Source organism: Teichococcus coralli, assembly GCF_009829925.1.
Classification (GTDB): Bacteria; Pseudomonadota; Alphaproteobacteria; order Acetobacterales; family Acetobacteraceae; genus Pseudoroseomonas; species Pseudoroseomonas coralli.
The window spans coordinates 1-14,239 of the sequence record NZ_SNVJ01000008.1; the positions used below are offsets into that span (position 1 = coordinate 1).

Annotated in this window: 13 protein-coding genes; 11 read left to right on the plus strand and 2 right to left on the minus strand. The window is 71.6% G+C overall.

Features of this window, described 5'->3' with window-relative positions:
- Positions 1 to 44 precede the first annotated feature (44 nt).
- From E0493_RS10790 to ilvD, 3 genes are all read left to right on the plus strand, one after another.
- Entirely contained in the window at positions 45 to 491 is a 447-nt protein-coding gene (locus E0493_RS10790; protein WP_160936963.1) for a DUF2497 domain-containing protein, read from the plus strand.
- A gap of 70 nt (positions 492 to 561) precedes the next feature.
- Positions 562 to 3,261, plus strand: a complete 2,700-nt coding sequence (locus tag E0493_RS10795) for a valine--tRNA ligase (protein WP_160936964.1) — start codon at positions 562 to 564, stop codon at positions 3,259 to 3,261.
- A gap of 221 nt (positions 3,262 to 3,482) precedes the next feature.
- Positions 3,483 to 5,207: a dihydroxy-acid dehydratase gene (gene ilvD, locus E0493_RS10800; RefSeq protein ID WP_160936965.1), complete on the plus strand. Its 1,725-nt coding sequence runs from the start codon at positions 3,483 to 3,485 to the stop codon at positions 5,205 to 5,207.
- Positions 5,208 to 5,417: 210 nt separating this feature from the next.
- Here ilvD and xth read toward each other — a convergent pair whose 3' ends face one another.
- Together xth and E0493_RS10810 are read right to left on the minus strand one after the other, a co-directional pair.
- Positions 5,418 to 6,185 (minus strand): exodeoxyribonuclease III, encoded by a 768-nt coding sequence (gene xth / locus E0493_RS10805; protein ID WP_160936966.1) that lies wholly within the window; start codon positions 6,183 to 6,185, stop codon positions 5,418 to 5,420.
- Between the two features lie 15 nt (positions 6,186 to 6,200).
- Positions 6,201 to 6,554 carry a HesB/IscA family protein gene (locus E0493_RS10810; RefSeq protein ID WP_160936967.1) on the minus strand — a complete coding sequence of 118 codons (354 nt, stop codon included), beginning with the start codon at positions 6,552 to 6,554 and terminating at the stop codon, positions 6,201 to 6,203.
- A 113-nt stretch (positions 6,555 to 6,667) separates the two neighbouring features.
- On the opposite strand from E0493_RS10810, the gene E0493_RS10815 reads away from it, so the two are divergent.
- From E0493_RS10815 to tatB, 8 genes are all read left to right on the plus strand, one after another.
- Positions 6,668 to 7,819 carry a deoxyguanosinetriphosphate triphosphohydrolase gene (locus E0493_RS10815; protein ID WP_160936968.1) on the plus strand — a complete coding sequence of 384 codons (1,152 nt, stop codon included), beginning with the start codon at positions 6,668 to 6,670 and terminating at the stop codon, positions 7,817 to 7,819.
- Between the two features lie 9 nt (positions 7,820 to 7,828).
- Positions 7,829 to 9,616, plus strand: coding sequence for an arginine--tRNA ligase (gene argS / locus E0493_RS10820; protein WP_160936969.1), 1,788 nt, complete (start codon positions 7,829 to 7,831; stop codon positions 9,614 to 9,616).
- Entirely contained in the window at positions 9,613 to 10,446 is an 834-nt protein-coding gene (locus tag E0493_RS23890; protein WP_160936970.1) for an SPOR domain-containing protein, read from the plus strand. The genes argS and E0493_RS23890 overlap by 4 nt, the downstream gene beginning before the upstream one ends.
- Positions 10,447 to 10,462: 16 nt before the next feature.
- Complete coding sequence (gene nagZ / locus E0493_RS10830) at positions 10,463 to 11,467, plus strand: beta-N-acetylhexosaminidase (protein ID WP_160936971.1); 1,005 nt, start codon at positions 10,463 to 10,465, stop codon at positions 11,465 to 11,467.
- The gene (locus tag E0493_RS10835; RefSeq protein WP_160936972.1) at positions 11,464 to 12,165 is read left to right on the plus strand and encodes a site-2 protease family protein; all 702 of its coding nucleotides are present in this window, start codon (positions 11,464 to 11,466) and stop codon (positions 12,163 to 12,165) included. Before nagZ ends, E0493_RS10835 begins: the two co-directional genes overlap by 4 nt.
- Positions 12,162 to 12,944 (plus strand): segregation and condensation protein A, encoded by a 783-nt coding sequence (locus E0493_RS10840; protein ID WP_160936973.1) that lies wholly within the window; start codon positions 12,162 to 12,164, stop codon positions 12,942 to 12,944. The genes E0493_RS10835 and E0493_RS10840 overlap by 4 nt, the downstream gene beginning before the upstream one ends.
- Positions 12,925 to 13,524, plus strand: a complete 600-nt coding sequence (gene scpB, locus E0493_RS10845) for an SMC-Scp complex subunit ScpB (protein WP_160936974.1) — start codon at positions 12,925 to 12,927, stop codon at positions 13,522 to 13,524. Before E0493_RS10840 ends, scpB begins: the two co-directional genes overlap by 20 nt.
- A gap of 152 nt (positions 13,525 to 13,676) precedes the next feature.
- Positions 13,677 to 14,231: a Sec-independent protein translocase protein TatB gene (gene tatB / locus E0493_RS10850; protein ID WP_235913707.1), complete on the plus strand. Its 555-nt coding sequence runs from the start codon at positions 13,677 to 13,679 to the stop codon at positions 14,229 to 14,231.
- The last annotated feature ends 8 nt before the right edge of the window (positions 14,232 to 14,239 follow it).

Sequence of the window (14,239 nt, forward strand, 5' to 3'; positions counted from 1 at the left end):
GTGGTTCGGAACCGGAAACCCGCTGGACAGGAAGGGCGAGTGACATGGCGGGATCACCGTCCGGTTCTCCCGACCCTTCGATGGAGGAGATCCTCGCCTCGATCCGGCAGATCCTGAACGAGGATGAGCTGCAGGGTGCGCGGAACCCGCCGCTGGAGCTGACCGAGGACATGCTGGTGCGTCCGGCCCTGCCTGCTCCTGGGCCGGAGACGTCCCCCTCCTCGCCGGAGCCGCAGGCAGCGTCCAAGCCGGATGAGGCTCCGGCCAGCCAGGCCAGGGCCATGCTGGCCGCGCTGGAAGGGCTCGCCCAGGCTGTGGCGCGGGACCCCCAGGCGGGGCTCCGGCGCAGCGGCGGTCCCAGCATCGAGGATGTGGTGCGCGAGGAGCTTCGTCCCTTGCTCAAGGCCTGGCTGGATGAGCACCTGCCGGCCATTGTCGAGCAGCATGTGAAGGCCGAGATCGCGCGGGTGACGGGGCAGAACCCGGGCTGAGGGCAGCGGCGGGCCCGATCCGCGCGGCAGCCTCTTGACGGGCGGGCGGCTCCCGCCCAAGCGTGCGCCCATGCTCGACAAGACCCTCTCGCCCGCCGCCTTCGAACAACGCCTCTACGAGGGGTGGGAGGCGAGCGGTGCCTTCGGCGCCGCACCCGGCAGCGGCGCGGCGCCCTTCACCATCATGATCCCGCCGCCCAACGTCACGGGCAGCCTGCATATCGGCCATGCGCTGACCTTCACCATCCAGGACACGCTGATCCGCTGGCGGCGCATGCAGGGGCGGGACGCGCTGTGGCAGCCCGGCACCGACCACGCCGGCATCGCCACGCAGATGGTGGTCGAGCGGCTGCTGGCCGGGCAGGGGGTGGACCGGCGGGAGATCGGGCGCGAGAAGTTCCTGGAGCATGTCTGGGAGTGGAAGGCGCAGTCGGGCGGCACCATCACCCGCCAGCTCCGCCGCCTCGGCGCCAGCCTGGACTGGCCGCGCGAGCGCTTCACCATGGATGCCGGCCTTTCCGATGCCGTGCGTGAGGTCTTCGTGACGCTCCACGAGCAGGGGCTGATCTACCGCGACCGCCGGCTGGTGAACTGGGACCCGAAGTTCCAGACCGCCATCTCCGACCTGGAGGTGGAGAGCCGCGAGGTGAAGGGCAGCCTCTGGCACCTGCGCTATCCGGTGGAGGGCGCGCCGGGCCGCTTCATCGTGGTGGCCACCACCCGGCCGGAGACCATGCTGGGCGACACCGCCGTGGCCGTGCACCCGGAGGACGCGCGCTTCCGCGACCTGGTCGGCAAGTTCGCCATCCTGCCGCTGGTGGGCCGCCGCATCCCCATCGTGGCGGACGAGTACTCGGACCCCGAGAAGGGCTCGGGCGCGGTGAAGATCACCCCGGCGCACGACTTCAACGACTTCGCCGTGGGCAAGCGGCACGACCTCGCCATGCCCTCCGTGCTGGACGCGGACGGCCATGTCTTCCTCGGCGAGATCGAGGCGGAGCTGGCGGCGGTCGAGGGCGTGGCGGCGCCGGACTTCGTCCGCTCCCTCGCCGGGCAGGACCGCTTCGCCGCGCGCAAGGCGATCGTCGCCGAGCTGGAGCGGCTGGAGCTGGTTGAGACCATCGAGCCGCACAGCCATGCCGTGCCGCATGGCGACCGCTCCGGCGTGCCGATCGAGCCGCGCCTGACGCTGCAGTGGTACTGCGATGCCGCCACCCTGGCGAAGCCCGCCATCGAGGCCGTGGAGACCGGCCGCACCCAGTTCGTGCCGAAGCACTTCGAGAACATCTTCTTCTCCTGGATGCGCGACATCCAGCCCTGGTGCATCTCGCGCCAGCTCTGGTGGGGCCACCAGATCCCGGCCTGGTACGCGCCGGACGGCAGCGTCTTCGTCGCCCGCACGGAGGAGGCGGCGCTCGCCCAGGCCCGCGCCAAGCTGGGCGAGGGCGTGACGCTGGAGCGCGACCCGGACGTGCTGGACACCTGGTTCAGCTCCGCCCTCTGGCCCTTCAGCACCCTGGGCTGGCCGCAGCAGACGCCGGAACTCGCCAAGTACTACCCCGGCGACGTGCTGGTGACGGGCTGGGACATCATCTTCTTCTGGGTCGCCCGGATGATGATGATGGGCCACCACTTCATGGGCGACGTGCCCTTCCGCACCGTCTACATCCATGGCCTGGTCCGCGACGAGAAGGGCCAGAAGATGTCGAAGTCGAAGGGCAACGTCATCGACCCGCTGGAACTGGTGGAAAGCTTTGGCGCCGATGCGCTGCGCTTCACCATCGCCTCGCTCGCGACGCCGGGGCGCGACGTGAAGCTCGGCCGCAAGCGCGTGGAGGACTTCCGCTCCTTCGGCACCAAGCTGTGGAACGCGGCGCGCTTTTGCGAGATGAACGGCATCGCGCCGGATGCCTCCTTCGACCCGACCGCCGTGCAGACGCCGCTCGCCCGCTGGATCCTGGATGCCGCCAACGCCGCCATCCGCGAGGCCGACGAGGCGCTGGAGGCCTATCGCATGGATGACTATGCGGGCGCCTGCTACCGCTTTGTCTGGAACAGCTTCTGCGACTGGTTCCTGGAATTCGCAAAGCCCGCGCTGAACGGGCCCGATGGCGGCGAGAAGGCCGAGGTGAAGGGCGTCGCGCAGCATGTGCTGGGCACCATCCTGCGCCTGCTGCACCCGGTGATGCCCTATGTCACCGAGGAGCTTTGGGACCGCTTCGGCTATGGCGCCGAGTTCAGCCTGATCCGCGCCGCCTGGCCCGAGCCGGTGGCCGTGCCGGGCGCCGCCGAGGCGCGCGCCGAGCTGGACTGGCTGGTCAGCCTGATCTCCACCGTGCGCGGCGTGCGCTCGGAGATGAATGTGCCCCCTTCCATCACCGTGCCGCTGCTGCTGCAGGGCGCCTCGGCGGAGACGCTGGCGCGCGGCGGGCGCTGGATCGAGGCGATCCGCCGCCTCGGCCGCGCCACCGAGTTCCGCGCCCTGGCCGAGGGCGAGGACCCAAAGGGCGTGGCGCAGGCGGTGGTCGGCGAGGCGACGGTGCTGCTGCCGCTGGCCGAGGCCATCGACCTCCCCGCCGAGCGCGCGCGCCTCGCCAAGGAGCGCGACAAGGCCAAGGGCGAGGGCGCGAAGGTGGTGCAGAAGCTGGCCAACGTCGACTTCGTCGCCCGTGCCAAGCCGGAGGTGGTGGAGGAGAACCGCGAGCGCCTCGCCGGGTTCGAGGCGGAGGTGGCGCGGCTTGAGGCGGCGCTCGCCCGCATCGGTGGGTGAAGGCCGCGGGGGAGAAGGAATTCTCCCGCGCACCCCCACATCTTTTTTCTGTCCGTTCTTCAGGTCGCGCCTGACCTGCGGCGAGGCGGCAAACTGACAGAAAAAAGATGGGGGCCTGGGGGAATTCCTTCCCTCAGCCTGGCTGCCCGCTCTCGGTTGCTCCGGGAGGAGTGCTGCGCGATACCTCTTGCGGGACGCAACGACGAGAAGGGTACGCCGGCATGGCCGAGCATCAATGGGACAAGTCGCGCCTGCCGAGCCGCCATGTGACGGTCGGCCCGGAGCGCGCCCCGCACCGCTCCTACTACTATGCCATGGGCATGACGGAGGAGGAGATCGCCCAGCCGCTGGTGGGTGTCGCCACCTGCTGGAACGAGGCGGCGCCCTGCAACATCGCGCTCAGCCGGCAGGCGCAGAGCGTGAAGCTCGGGGTGAAGCATGCCGCCGGCACGCCGCGCGAGTTCACCACCATCACCGTGACCGACGGCATCGCCATGGGCCACCAGGGCATGAAGTCCTCGCTGGCCAGCCGCGACGCCATCGCCGACACGGTGGAGCTGACCATGCGCGGCCACTGCTATGACGCGCTGGTCGGCCTCGCGGGCTGCGACAAGTCCCTGCCGGGCATGATGATGGCCATGCTGCGGCTGAACGTGCCCAGCGTCTTCATGTATGGCGGCTCGATCCTGCCCGGGAAGTTCAAGGGTCGTGACGTGACGGTGGTGGACGTCTTCGAGGCGGTCGGCCAGCACGCCGCCGGCAACATGTCGGACGAGGACTTGCACGCGCTGGAATGCGTGGCCTGCCCGAGCGCCGGCGCCTGCGGCGGCCAGTTCACTGCCAACACCATGGCGACCGTCTCGGAGGCGATCGGCCTGGCGCTGCCAGGCTCCGCCGGCGCCCCCGCGCCCTACGAGGACCGCGACAAGTGGGCGGTGGAATCCGGCAGGGCGGTCATGGAGCTTCTGAAAAAGAACATCCGCCCGCGCGACATCGTCACGAAGGAGTCGCTCTACAACGCGGCGCTGATCGTCGGCGCCACCGGCGGCTCGACCAACGCCGGCCTGCACCTGCCGGCCATGGCGCATGAGGCCGGCATCAGCTTCACGCTGCAGGACGTGGCCGAGATCATGCGCAAGGCGCCCTATATCGGCGACCTCAAGCCCGGCGGCCGCTACGTGGCCTTTGACGTCTACAAGATCGGCGGCATCCCGGTGATCGTGAAGGCGCTGCTCGATGCCGGCCTGCTGCATGGCGACTGCCTCACCGTCACCGGCCAGAGCCTGGCGGAGAACCACCGCGAGGTGATCTTCCCAAAGGACCAGGACGTCATCCGCCCGGTTTCCGACCCGATCTCGCCGACCGGCGGCGTGGTCGGCCTGCAGGGCAACCTCGCCCCGGACGGCGCCATCGTGAAGATCGCCGGCATGAAAAACCTGCGCTTCGAGGGCACGGCGCTCTGCTTCGACTGCGAGGAGGACGCCTTCAAGGCGGTGGACCAGCGCGCCTACAAGGAGGGCGACGTCATCATCATCCGCTACGAGGGCCCGAAGGGCGGCCCCGGCATGCGGGAGATGCTCTCCACCACGGCCGCCATCTACGGCCAGGGCATGGGGGACAAGGTGGCGCTGATCACCGATGGACGCTTCTCCGGCGCCACGCGCGGCTTCTGCATCGGCCATGTCGGGCCGGAGGCGGCGGTGGGCGGACCGATCGGCCTGCTGAAGGACGGCGACCGCATCGTCATCGACGCCGCGAAGGGCAGCATCGACGTGCTGATCTCCAACGAGGAGATGGCGAAGCGCCGCGCCGCCTGGCAGCCACGCAGGACGGACTACAACTCGGGCGCGCTTTGGAAATATGCGCAGACCGTTGGACCAGCCTATCTCGGCGCCGTCACCCATCCCGGTGGGGCGGCCGAGACGCATTGCTACGCCGACATCTGAGGATGCGCCTGTTACCGGGGCGGTAACACGCTGCCCCGGTTTGTCACGCTCCCGCCCCGGCTTCGCCATGCTTCCCGCCGAAGCTGACTGCGTCGCCGGTGCAGGCCTCGGGCCGCCGCTGGCGGCGCGGAGGGGAAGGGCCGTGCCGGCCGCGCGGATCCCCATTTGCGGGACCGGCGCTGCCGCCCCTACCGCCGCGCCGGTGAGGGGTCAGGCCAGGTCCACCATGACCGGCGCGTGGTCCGAAGGCTGTTCCTGCGCGCGCGTCGCCGTGTCCACGGAGGCGGCGGTCAGCCGCTCCGCCAGATCCGGCGACAGCAGGGCATGGTCGATCCGCAGGCCGCGGTTGCCCTCGAAGGCCGGGCCATAGTCCCAGTAGGTGTAGATCCGCTCCGCCGGATGCAGCGCCCGCACCGCGTCGGTCAGGCCAAGGTGCAGCAGGGCATTGTAGGCGGCGCGGCTCTCCGGGCGGACCAGCGCGTCGGTCGGCGGCATGGCGCCGGGCGGCGAGTCCAGCGGGCCGGGGCAGACGTTGAAGTCGCCCAGGATGGCGAAGGGCAGGAAGCTGTCCAGCCGATCGGCGGCCAGGAGGCGCAGCCGCTCCATCCACCGCAGCTTGTAGGCGAAGCCTTCGGCCCCGCCGGAATTGCCGTTGGGCAGGTAGATGCCGGCGAAGCGGCCGCCTTCCGCCGCCACCTCGATATAGCGCGCATGCTCGTCGGCACTCTCGCCAGGCAGTTCCTCCGCCACCACCTCGAAGGGCACCCGGGAGAGCACGGCGACGCCGTTGCGGCCGCCCGGCTGGCCCACCGCATGAACGCGGTAGCCGAGACCATCCAGTTCGCCCGCCGGGAACTCCTCGGTGCGGCACTTCAGCTCCTGGAGAAACAGCAGGTCGGGCTGGGCGGCTTGCAGGAAACGGCGCAGATGCGGCACGCGCTTGCGCACCGAATTCACGTTGAAGCTGGCGAGGCGCACGGAAGCCGGCTTGCGTCAGCCGATGGAGAAGGAGGCGCCGCAGCCGCAGCCCGAGGCCGCCTGCGGGTTCCGGATGGCGAAATGCGCCCCGATCAACTCATCCGCCCAGTCCAGCTCGCCGCCGGCGAGCAGGTCGAGGCTGACAGGGTCGATCATCACGCGGGTTCCGCCGCCCTCCAGCACCAGGTCGTCCGCGGCCGGGCCGTCCTCAAGCTGGAAGGAATACTGGAAGCCGGAGCAGCCCCCGGCCAGCACGGCCACGCGCAGCCCGGCCTGCGGGCGGCCCTCTCGGGCGGCGATCTCGGCCACCTGGGCGAAGGCGCCCGGCGTGACGCGGAAGGCGGGGGCAGGCGTGGTGCCGTCGGGCATGGCAAGAACTCCTTGGTCCGCAACATAGGCGGGGCAGGATGGGTTTCCAACCGTCCGCCGGGGGTTTCAGCGGCGTTGCGGCCCGGCGGGGCGGCTGGTAAGCCGCCGCGACCATGCCCGAGCTCGCACCCTTCGCCGTCCGGCCGGAGACTTCGCGGGGCCGGCTCCACCCGGAGCCGGCGGACGGGGTGCGCTCGCCCTTCCAGCGCGACCGCGACCGCATCATCCACAGCACGGCCTTCCGCCGCCTGCAGTACAAGACGCAGGTCTTCATCTACCACGAGGGCGACGCCTTCCGGACCCGCCTGACCCACAGCATCGAGGTGGCGCAGCTTGCCCGCTCGATCGCGCGGCGGCTGCGGATCGACGAGGATCTGGCCGAGGCGCTGGCGCTGGCGCACGACCTCGGCCACCCGCCCTTCGGCCATGCCGGGGAGGAGGCGCTGAACGGCCTGATGCGTCCCTATGGCGGGTTCGACCACAATGCCCAGAGCCTGAAGGCGGTGACGGTGCTGGAGAAGCGCTATGCCGGCTTCGACGGGCTGAACCTGACCTGGGAGACGCTGGAGGGGCTGGCCAAGCACAACGGCCCGATCCGGCGCCCGTCGCCCTTCATGGCGGAATACGATAGCCGCCACCCTCTGGACCTTGGCAGCCACGCCTCGGCGGAGGCGCAGGTCGCCGCCCTGGCCGACGATATCGCCTACAACAACCACGACCTCGACGACGGGCTGCGGGCCGGGCTCTTCACCCTGGACGAGGCCGCCACCCTGCCGCTGGTGGGGGACGCGGTGCGCGAGGTGCGCCGCCTGCATCCGGACGCCTCGCCGGGGAGGCAGGCCAGCGAGTCCATCCGCCGCGTCATCAACGCCATGGTGCAGGACGTGATGGCGGAGGCGGGCCGGCGCCTCGTCGCGCTGGCGCCGAAAAGCGTCGAGGACGTGCGCGCCGCCGGCCGCCCGATGATCGCCTTCAGCGAGCCGATGCAGGCCGCCAACCAGCAGGTGCGCGACTTCCTGCGCGGCCGCATGTACCGCCACTGGCGCGTCAACCGCACCACGCAGAAGTCGAAGCGCGTGGTGCAGATGCTGTTCAGCCTGCTGCATGGCGGGCCGGACATGCTGCCGCCCGAGTGGCGCGAGGGCGCCGGCGCGCCCGGCACCGCGCGCTGCGCCGCCGTGGTCTGCGACTACATCGCCAGCATGACCGACCGCTTCGCGCTGGACGAGCACCGGCGCCTCACCGACCCCCACATCCCCGGCTGAACGGACACCATGGAACAGAACCCCGCCGCCCCGCAGGACATCTTCGCCGCACTGCGAACGGAGGTTCTGGCCTGCCTGCGCCGCATCCTGCCCGAGTTGCCGGAGGAGGCGCTCGCCCGCGTCGCGGTCGAGCCGCCGCGCGACGCCGCGCATGGCGACATGTCCACCAACGCCGCCATGGTGGTGGCCAAGGCCGCGAAGCTGCCGCCGCCGAAGATCGCCGCGCCGCTCGCCCAGGCGCTCGCCGAACTGCCGATGGTGGCCGAGGCCGCGCCGGCCGGTCCCGGCTTCGTCAACCTGCGGCTGGCGGAGCCCTTCCTGCTCGGCCAGGTGCCGGTGGTGCTGCGCGCCGGGGAGGACTACGGCACCAGCCCGGCCGGCCAGGGCCTGCGGGTGGACGTGGAATACGTCTCCGCCAACCCGACCGGGCCGATGCATGTCGGCCATTGCCGCGGTGCCGTGGTGGGCGACGCGCTGGCCAACCTGCTGGCCAAGGCCGGCTACGACGTCACCAAGGAATACTACGTCAACGACGCCGGCGCGCAGGTGCAGGCGCTCGCCTATGCCGCCTACTGGCGCTACCTGCAGGCGCTCGGCACGCCGCTGAGCGAGGAGGAGTACGCCGCCGCCACGCCCAACGGGCTGCAGTACCGCGGCGAGTACCTGATCCCCGTCGGCGAGGCGCTGAAGGCGCGGCACGGCGAGGCGCTGGCGCCCGGCGCCCGTCCGGCCGACCCGTCCCTCTGGCTCGACACGGTGCGCGACTTCGCCGTGGCGCGGATGATGGACGAGATCCGCGAGGACCTCGCCGCGCTCGGCGTGCGGCACGACGTCTTCATCAGCGAGGCCGCGCTGGTGAAGGCCGGCGTGGCGGACCAGGCCATCGCCGGGCTGGCGGCCAAGGGGCTGGTCTACGAGGGCGTGCTGGAGCCGCCCAAGGGCAAGCTGCCCGACGACTGGGAGCCACGCCCGCAGACGCTCTTCGCCTCCACCCGCTTCGGCGACGACGTGGACCGCCCGCTGCGCAAGAGCGACGGCAGCAACACCTACTTCGCCAACGATATCGGCAACCACGCCGACAAGATCGCGCGCGGCTTCGACGATCTGGTGCAGGTCTGGGGCGCCGACCATGGCGGCTACGTGCCGCGCATGAAGGCGGCGGTCGCGGCGCTGTCCGGCGAGAAGCGCGTCGGCTTCGAGGTGGTGCTGACGCAGATCGTCAAGGTGATGAAGGGCGGCGAGCCCGTGCGCATGTCCAAGCGCGCCGGCACCTACGTCACGCTGCGCGACCTGATCGACGAGGTGGGCCGCGACGCCGTGCGCTTCACCATGCTGACCCGCAAGTCCGACGCGCAAATGGACTTCGACCTGGACAAGGTGGTCGAGCAGTCGCGCGACAATCCGGTCTTCTACGTGCAGTACGCGCATGCCCGCTGCCGCTCCGTGCTGCGGCAGGCGGGCGATCCCGCGATGGTTGAATTGGCCCAGGCGCCCCTGGAAGCGCTGCGTGACCCCTCCGAACTGGCCTTGATCCGCCGCATGGCCGCTTGGCCACGCACGGTGGAAGCCGCTGCTGCGGCGCGGGAACCGCATCGAATTGCCTTTTATCTCCAAGACTTGGCCGCCGACTTTCATATTTTGTGGAACCGTGGGCGGGATGATGCGACACTTCGCTTCATTCGCGCCGAGGAGCCGGAATCAACGCGGGCACGTCTCGCGCTGGTTGCAGCGACGGCCATCGTCATCCGCTCGGGCCTGCAGGTCATGGGCGTCGCGCCAGTTGAGGAGATGCGGTGAGGGAAGCTCAGGTCCCGTCCTATCGTGTGCGGCAATCCTCCGCGGAAGGCGGTCCGCCACGCCTGTTTCTCGTGGCGGGCGGGCTTGCCGGCCTGCTTGCCGTCGGTGGTTTGGTTGGCTGGGCCGTGACGCGCTACGCCGACCGCACCATCCCGGTGATCGAAGCCGATTCGCGGCCGGTGAAGGTGCGGCCGGATGACCGTGGCGGGCTGCGCGTGCCCAACCAGGACGAAATCATCTTCGAGCGGCGCAACATCGGTGCGCCCTACGCCCCCAGCGGGCATCTCGGCCCGGCGGCGGAAACGCCGAACCTGGACGCGTTGCGCGCCGCCACCACGCCCCCGCCGGCTGCCGCGCCCGCCGTGCCGCAGCAGGCCGCTGCCGACCTCGTCCCCGCCAGCGCGCCGCAGCGGATGGATGCCGCTTCGGTGCCGCCGCCGAGCAGCCTGGCTCCGGTTGCCCAGCCTCCGGCGGCCCCTGCGCCCGTCACCCAGACTGCGGCTCCCGCGCCGGTTTCCGCGCCCGTTTCCGCCCCGGCCAAAGCAGCCCTGGCGCAGCCGGCCGCGCCCGCACGCAGCATGGGCGGCGTGCTGGTCCAGCTCGGCGCACTCGACTCGGAGGATGGCGCCCGCACCGAATGGGAGCGCCTTGGGCGGCGCGCGCCGGAGCTGATGCAGGGGCGCGCGCCGCACATCATCCGCTTCGAGCGTGACGGCAAGCCGACCATGTGGCGGCTGCGTACCGGAGGCTTCGAGAACCGCGAGGCGGCGAGCAACTTCTGCGAGTCGATGAAAAGCCGGGGCGGCGCCTGCGCCGTCATCGGCGGCTGAGAAGGGCGCCTTCACCATGTCCACGCCGCGCGCGGCCATCATCGGGCTTTCCGGCCCCGTCCTGCTGGCGGAGGAGGCGGCCATGCTGCGCCGCCTGCGTCCGCTCGGGGCGATCCTGTTCGCGCGCAACCTGCGGGACCCGGCGCAGCTCGCCGCCCTCACGGCCGCCATCCGGGAGGAACTGGGCGCCGAGGCTCCGGTTCTGATCGACCAGGAGGGTGGCCGCGTCGCGCGGCTGCGCCCGCCGCACTGGCCGGCCTTTCCGCCGGCCGCCACCTTCGAGGGCCGCCCGGCGGGGGCCGCCGAGGCCAATGCCACCCTGCTCGGCCTCGAATGCGCCGCCATGGGGCTCGACGTGGTCTGCGCCCCGGTGCTGGACCTGCGCCTGCACGGCGCGCACGACATCATCGGCGACCGCTCCTTCGGCGCCGCGCCGGAGGAGGTGGCCCGCCTCGGCGCCGCGTGGGTCGCCGGCCTGCAGGCGGCGGGCACCATCCCCGTCATCAAGCACATCCCCGGCCATGGCCGCGCCACGGCGGACAGCCACCTGGAGCTGCCTCGCGTCGCCGCCGCGCGCGCGGTGCTGGAGGCCGACCTCGCCCCCTTCCGCGCGCTGGCGGGCAGCGGCGCATGGGCGATGACGGCGCACATCCTCTACACCGCCCTCGATGCGGAGCGGCCAGCGACCCTGTCGCCGCAGGTGATCGCCGGGGTGATCCGCGGCGAGATCGGCTTCGATGGCGTGCTGGTCTCGGATGATCTCGCCATGCGCGCGCTGCAGGGGCCGCCGGGCGGGCTGGCGTCGGCGGCGCTGGCGGCCGGCTGCGACCTGGTGCTGCATTGCACCGGCGAACTCGGCGAGACCGTCGCCGTGCTGGAAGGCAGCGCCCCGCTCACTGACCGCGCCGCCCTGCGCCTCGCGGCCGCGCGCGAGGCCACCCGCCTCGCCAGCCAGGGGCGCGCCGATGATCCGGCCGCCCTGGCGGCCCGGCGCGACGCGCTGTTGCGGGAGGCGGCGTGATCGGCTGGCTGCCCGAGCTTGCGGTCGCCATCCTCGCCTCGGTTCTGGCCATCACGCTGCACGAGGCGGCGCATGGCTATGCGGCCCTGGCCCTGGGGGACGACACCGCGCAGCGCGCCGGGCGCCTCAGCCTGAACCCCCTGCGGCACGTGGATCCGGTGGGCACTTTGCTGCTCCCCGGCCTGCTGCTGGTGGTCCAGTTGCTCACCATCGGCCGGGTCGAGGCCATGTTCGGCTGGGCCAAGCCGGTGCCGGTGGACATCCGCCGGCTGCGCGACCCGCGCTCGGGGATGGCGCTGGTGGCGGCGGCAGGGCCGGCGATGAACGTCTTTCTCGCCTGGTGCGCGGCCATGCTGGCGCATCCGCTGGAGAATCTCGGCGGCACCCTTCCGCCCGAGGCGATGGCGCTGGGCGTCCGCTTCATCATCCTCTCCATCCTCGCCAACCTCCTGCTCGGTCTGTTCAACCTGCTGCCCATCCCGCCGCTGGACGGCGGCCGCATCATGGTCGGGCTGCTGCCGGCGCCGCTGGCCCTGCGGCTGGCGCGGCTTGAGCGCGCCGGGCTGCTGATCGTGCTGCTGCTGATCTTCGTGCTGCCGCGCATCTCGCCCTCGCTCGACCTGCTGGGCTGGCTGGTCGAGCTGGTCACCGGTCCGGGCTTCAACCTGATCCTGTGGCTTGCCGGGCACGGGTCATGACAACGGCGGAGACGCTGCATGTCAGCCTGGACGGCTATGAGGGGCCGCTCGACCTGCTGCTGGAACTGGCCCGGGCGCAGAAGGTGGACATCGCCCGCCTCTCCATCCTCGACCTGGTGGACCAGTACCTCGCGGTGATCGAGGGCGCCCGCCGCGTCCGGCTGGAGCTGGCGGCGGACTGGCTGGTAATGGCCGCCTGGCTGGCCTGGCTGAAGTCCCGCCTGCTGCTGCCTGAGGATCCGCAGCAGGAGGAGGACGCCGAGGCGCTCGCGGGGCAGCTCGCCGAGCGGCTGGCCGAGCTGGAACGGATGCGCGCCGCCGCGCAGTGGCTCGCCACCCGGCCCCAGCTCGGGCAGGAGGTGCTGGAGCGCGGCCACCCCGAAAGCTTCCTGCGGCAGGACCGCAGCGGGCTGAACGCCGACCTGCCGATGCTGCTGCGCGCCTATGTCGAGGCGCTGCGCCGTGCCTCCGCCCGGCGGCCCTACCGCCCGAAGCCGCGGCGCCTCTGGACGGTGCAGGAGGCGCTGGAGCGGCTCGCCCGGCTGGTCGGCGCGCTGCCGGAATGGGGCGAGCTGCAGCGCTTCCTGCCCGATGCGCTGTCGGACCCGGTGGAGCGGCGCGCCGCCCTGGCGGCCACGCTCATCGCGGGGTTGGAGATGGCGCGGGGCGGCAGTATCGAGTTGCGGCAGGAAGCCGCCTTCGGCCCCATCCTGCTGCGGCGCTGCGCGGCAGCCGAGGCGGCGCTGGAGGGAACCGACCATGACGCCGCAGCCGCCTGACCCGGACAAGGACCCGGCCGGCATCGCCCAGCTCGAACACGCGCTGCGCCTTGCCGAGGCGGTGGTCTTCGCGTCCGACCGCCCCGTGCCGCCGCAGCGCCTCCAGGAGCTTCTGCCGGAGGGGTTGCGCGCCGACGCCGTGCTGACCCTGCTGGCCTCCCGCTATGCCGGCCGCGGCGTGGAGCTGACCGAGGTCGCCGGCGGCTATGCCTTCCGGACCGCGCCGGATCTCGCCCCGGTGCTGACGAGGGTGGTGGAGACGCCCCGCCGCCTGCCGCGCGCGGCGATGGAGGCGCTGGCCATCATCGCCTATCACCAGCCCGTCACGCGGCCGGAGATCGAGGAGATCCGCGGCACCAGCCTTTCGCAGTCCACGCTGGAGGTGCTGCTGGAGCAGGCGCTGATCGCGCCGCGTGGCCGCAAGGAAGTGCCGGGGCGGCCGACCCTCTGGGGCACCACGCCGCGCTTCCTGGAGCAGTTCGGCCTGCGGGTCCTCACCGACCTGCCGCGGCGCGAGGAGCTGCTCGCCGGCGAGGCGCAGCCAGGCCCCGGCGGCGCGACGGGAGGCAGCCTTCTGTGAACCCTTCTTCAGACAACCCGCGCGCCTTCGTCTTTTGGGCGGGATGCGCCTAGATAGGCAGAATGGATAAACGGGAAGCAAGGCGGCCGATTGGCGCTGTCCTCCGTTCCTGCTAACGGAAGCGGCCCCCGGCTGGGGGAGATGGGAAGCACATGTTCGATTTTGCGTGGTCGGAACTGGCCTTGATCGCCGTGGTGGCGGTGGTGGTGATCGGGCCGAAGGACCTGCCGGACGCCATCCGCAACATCGCCAAGGGCGTTCAGAAGCTGCGGCGGATGGCCGCGGAGTTCCAGTCGCATGCCGACGAGCTGGTCCGGGAGGCCAAGCTTGAGGACGTGCGCGACCAGATCCGCGACATCCGCAACTTCGACCTGAAGGGCGCGATCGAGCGTAACCTCGACGAGGACGGGCAGATCCGGCGTACCTTCAACGAAGATCCGCTTAAGGATGCCTGGAAGCCCGAGCCCAGCTCGTCCGCCGCCACCAGCCCGGCGACGCCGGCGGCTCCCCCGCCTGCCGCCGTGGAGCGCGTGGAGGCGAACGCGGCGCCGGCGTTCATCCCGCCTTCGGTCGCGGCCGAAGCTGGCCCCGCCCGCCCGACCGGCCCTGACCGGCCCGCCGAAGGCACCGATGCGGCACCCGTCGCGCCGCCCGCCGCCGGCACTGCCCAGACGGTCCCGGACAAGCCTGCAACCCCGAACGTCTGAGCAAGCAA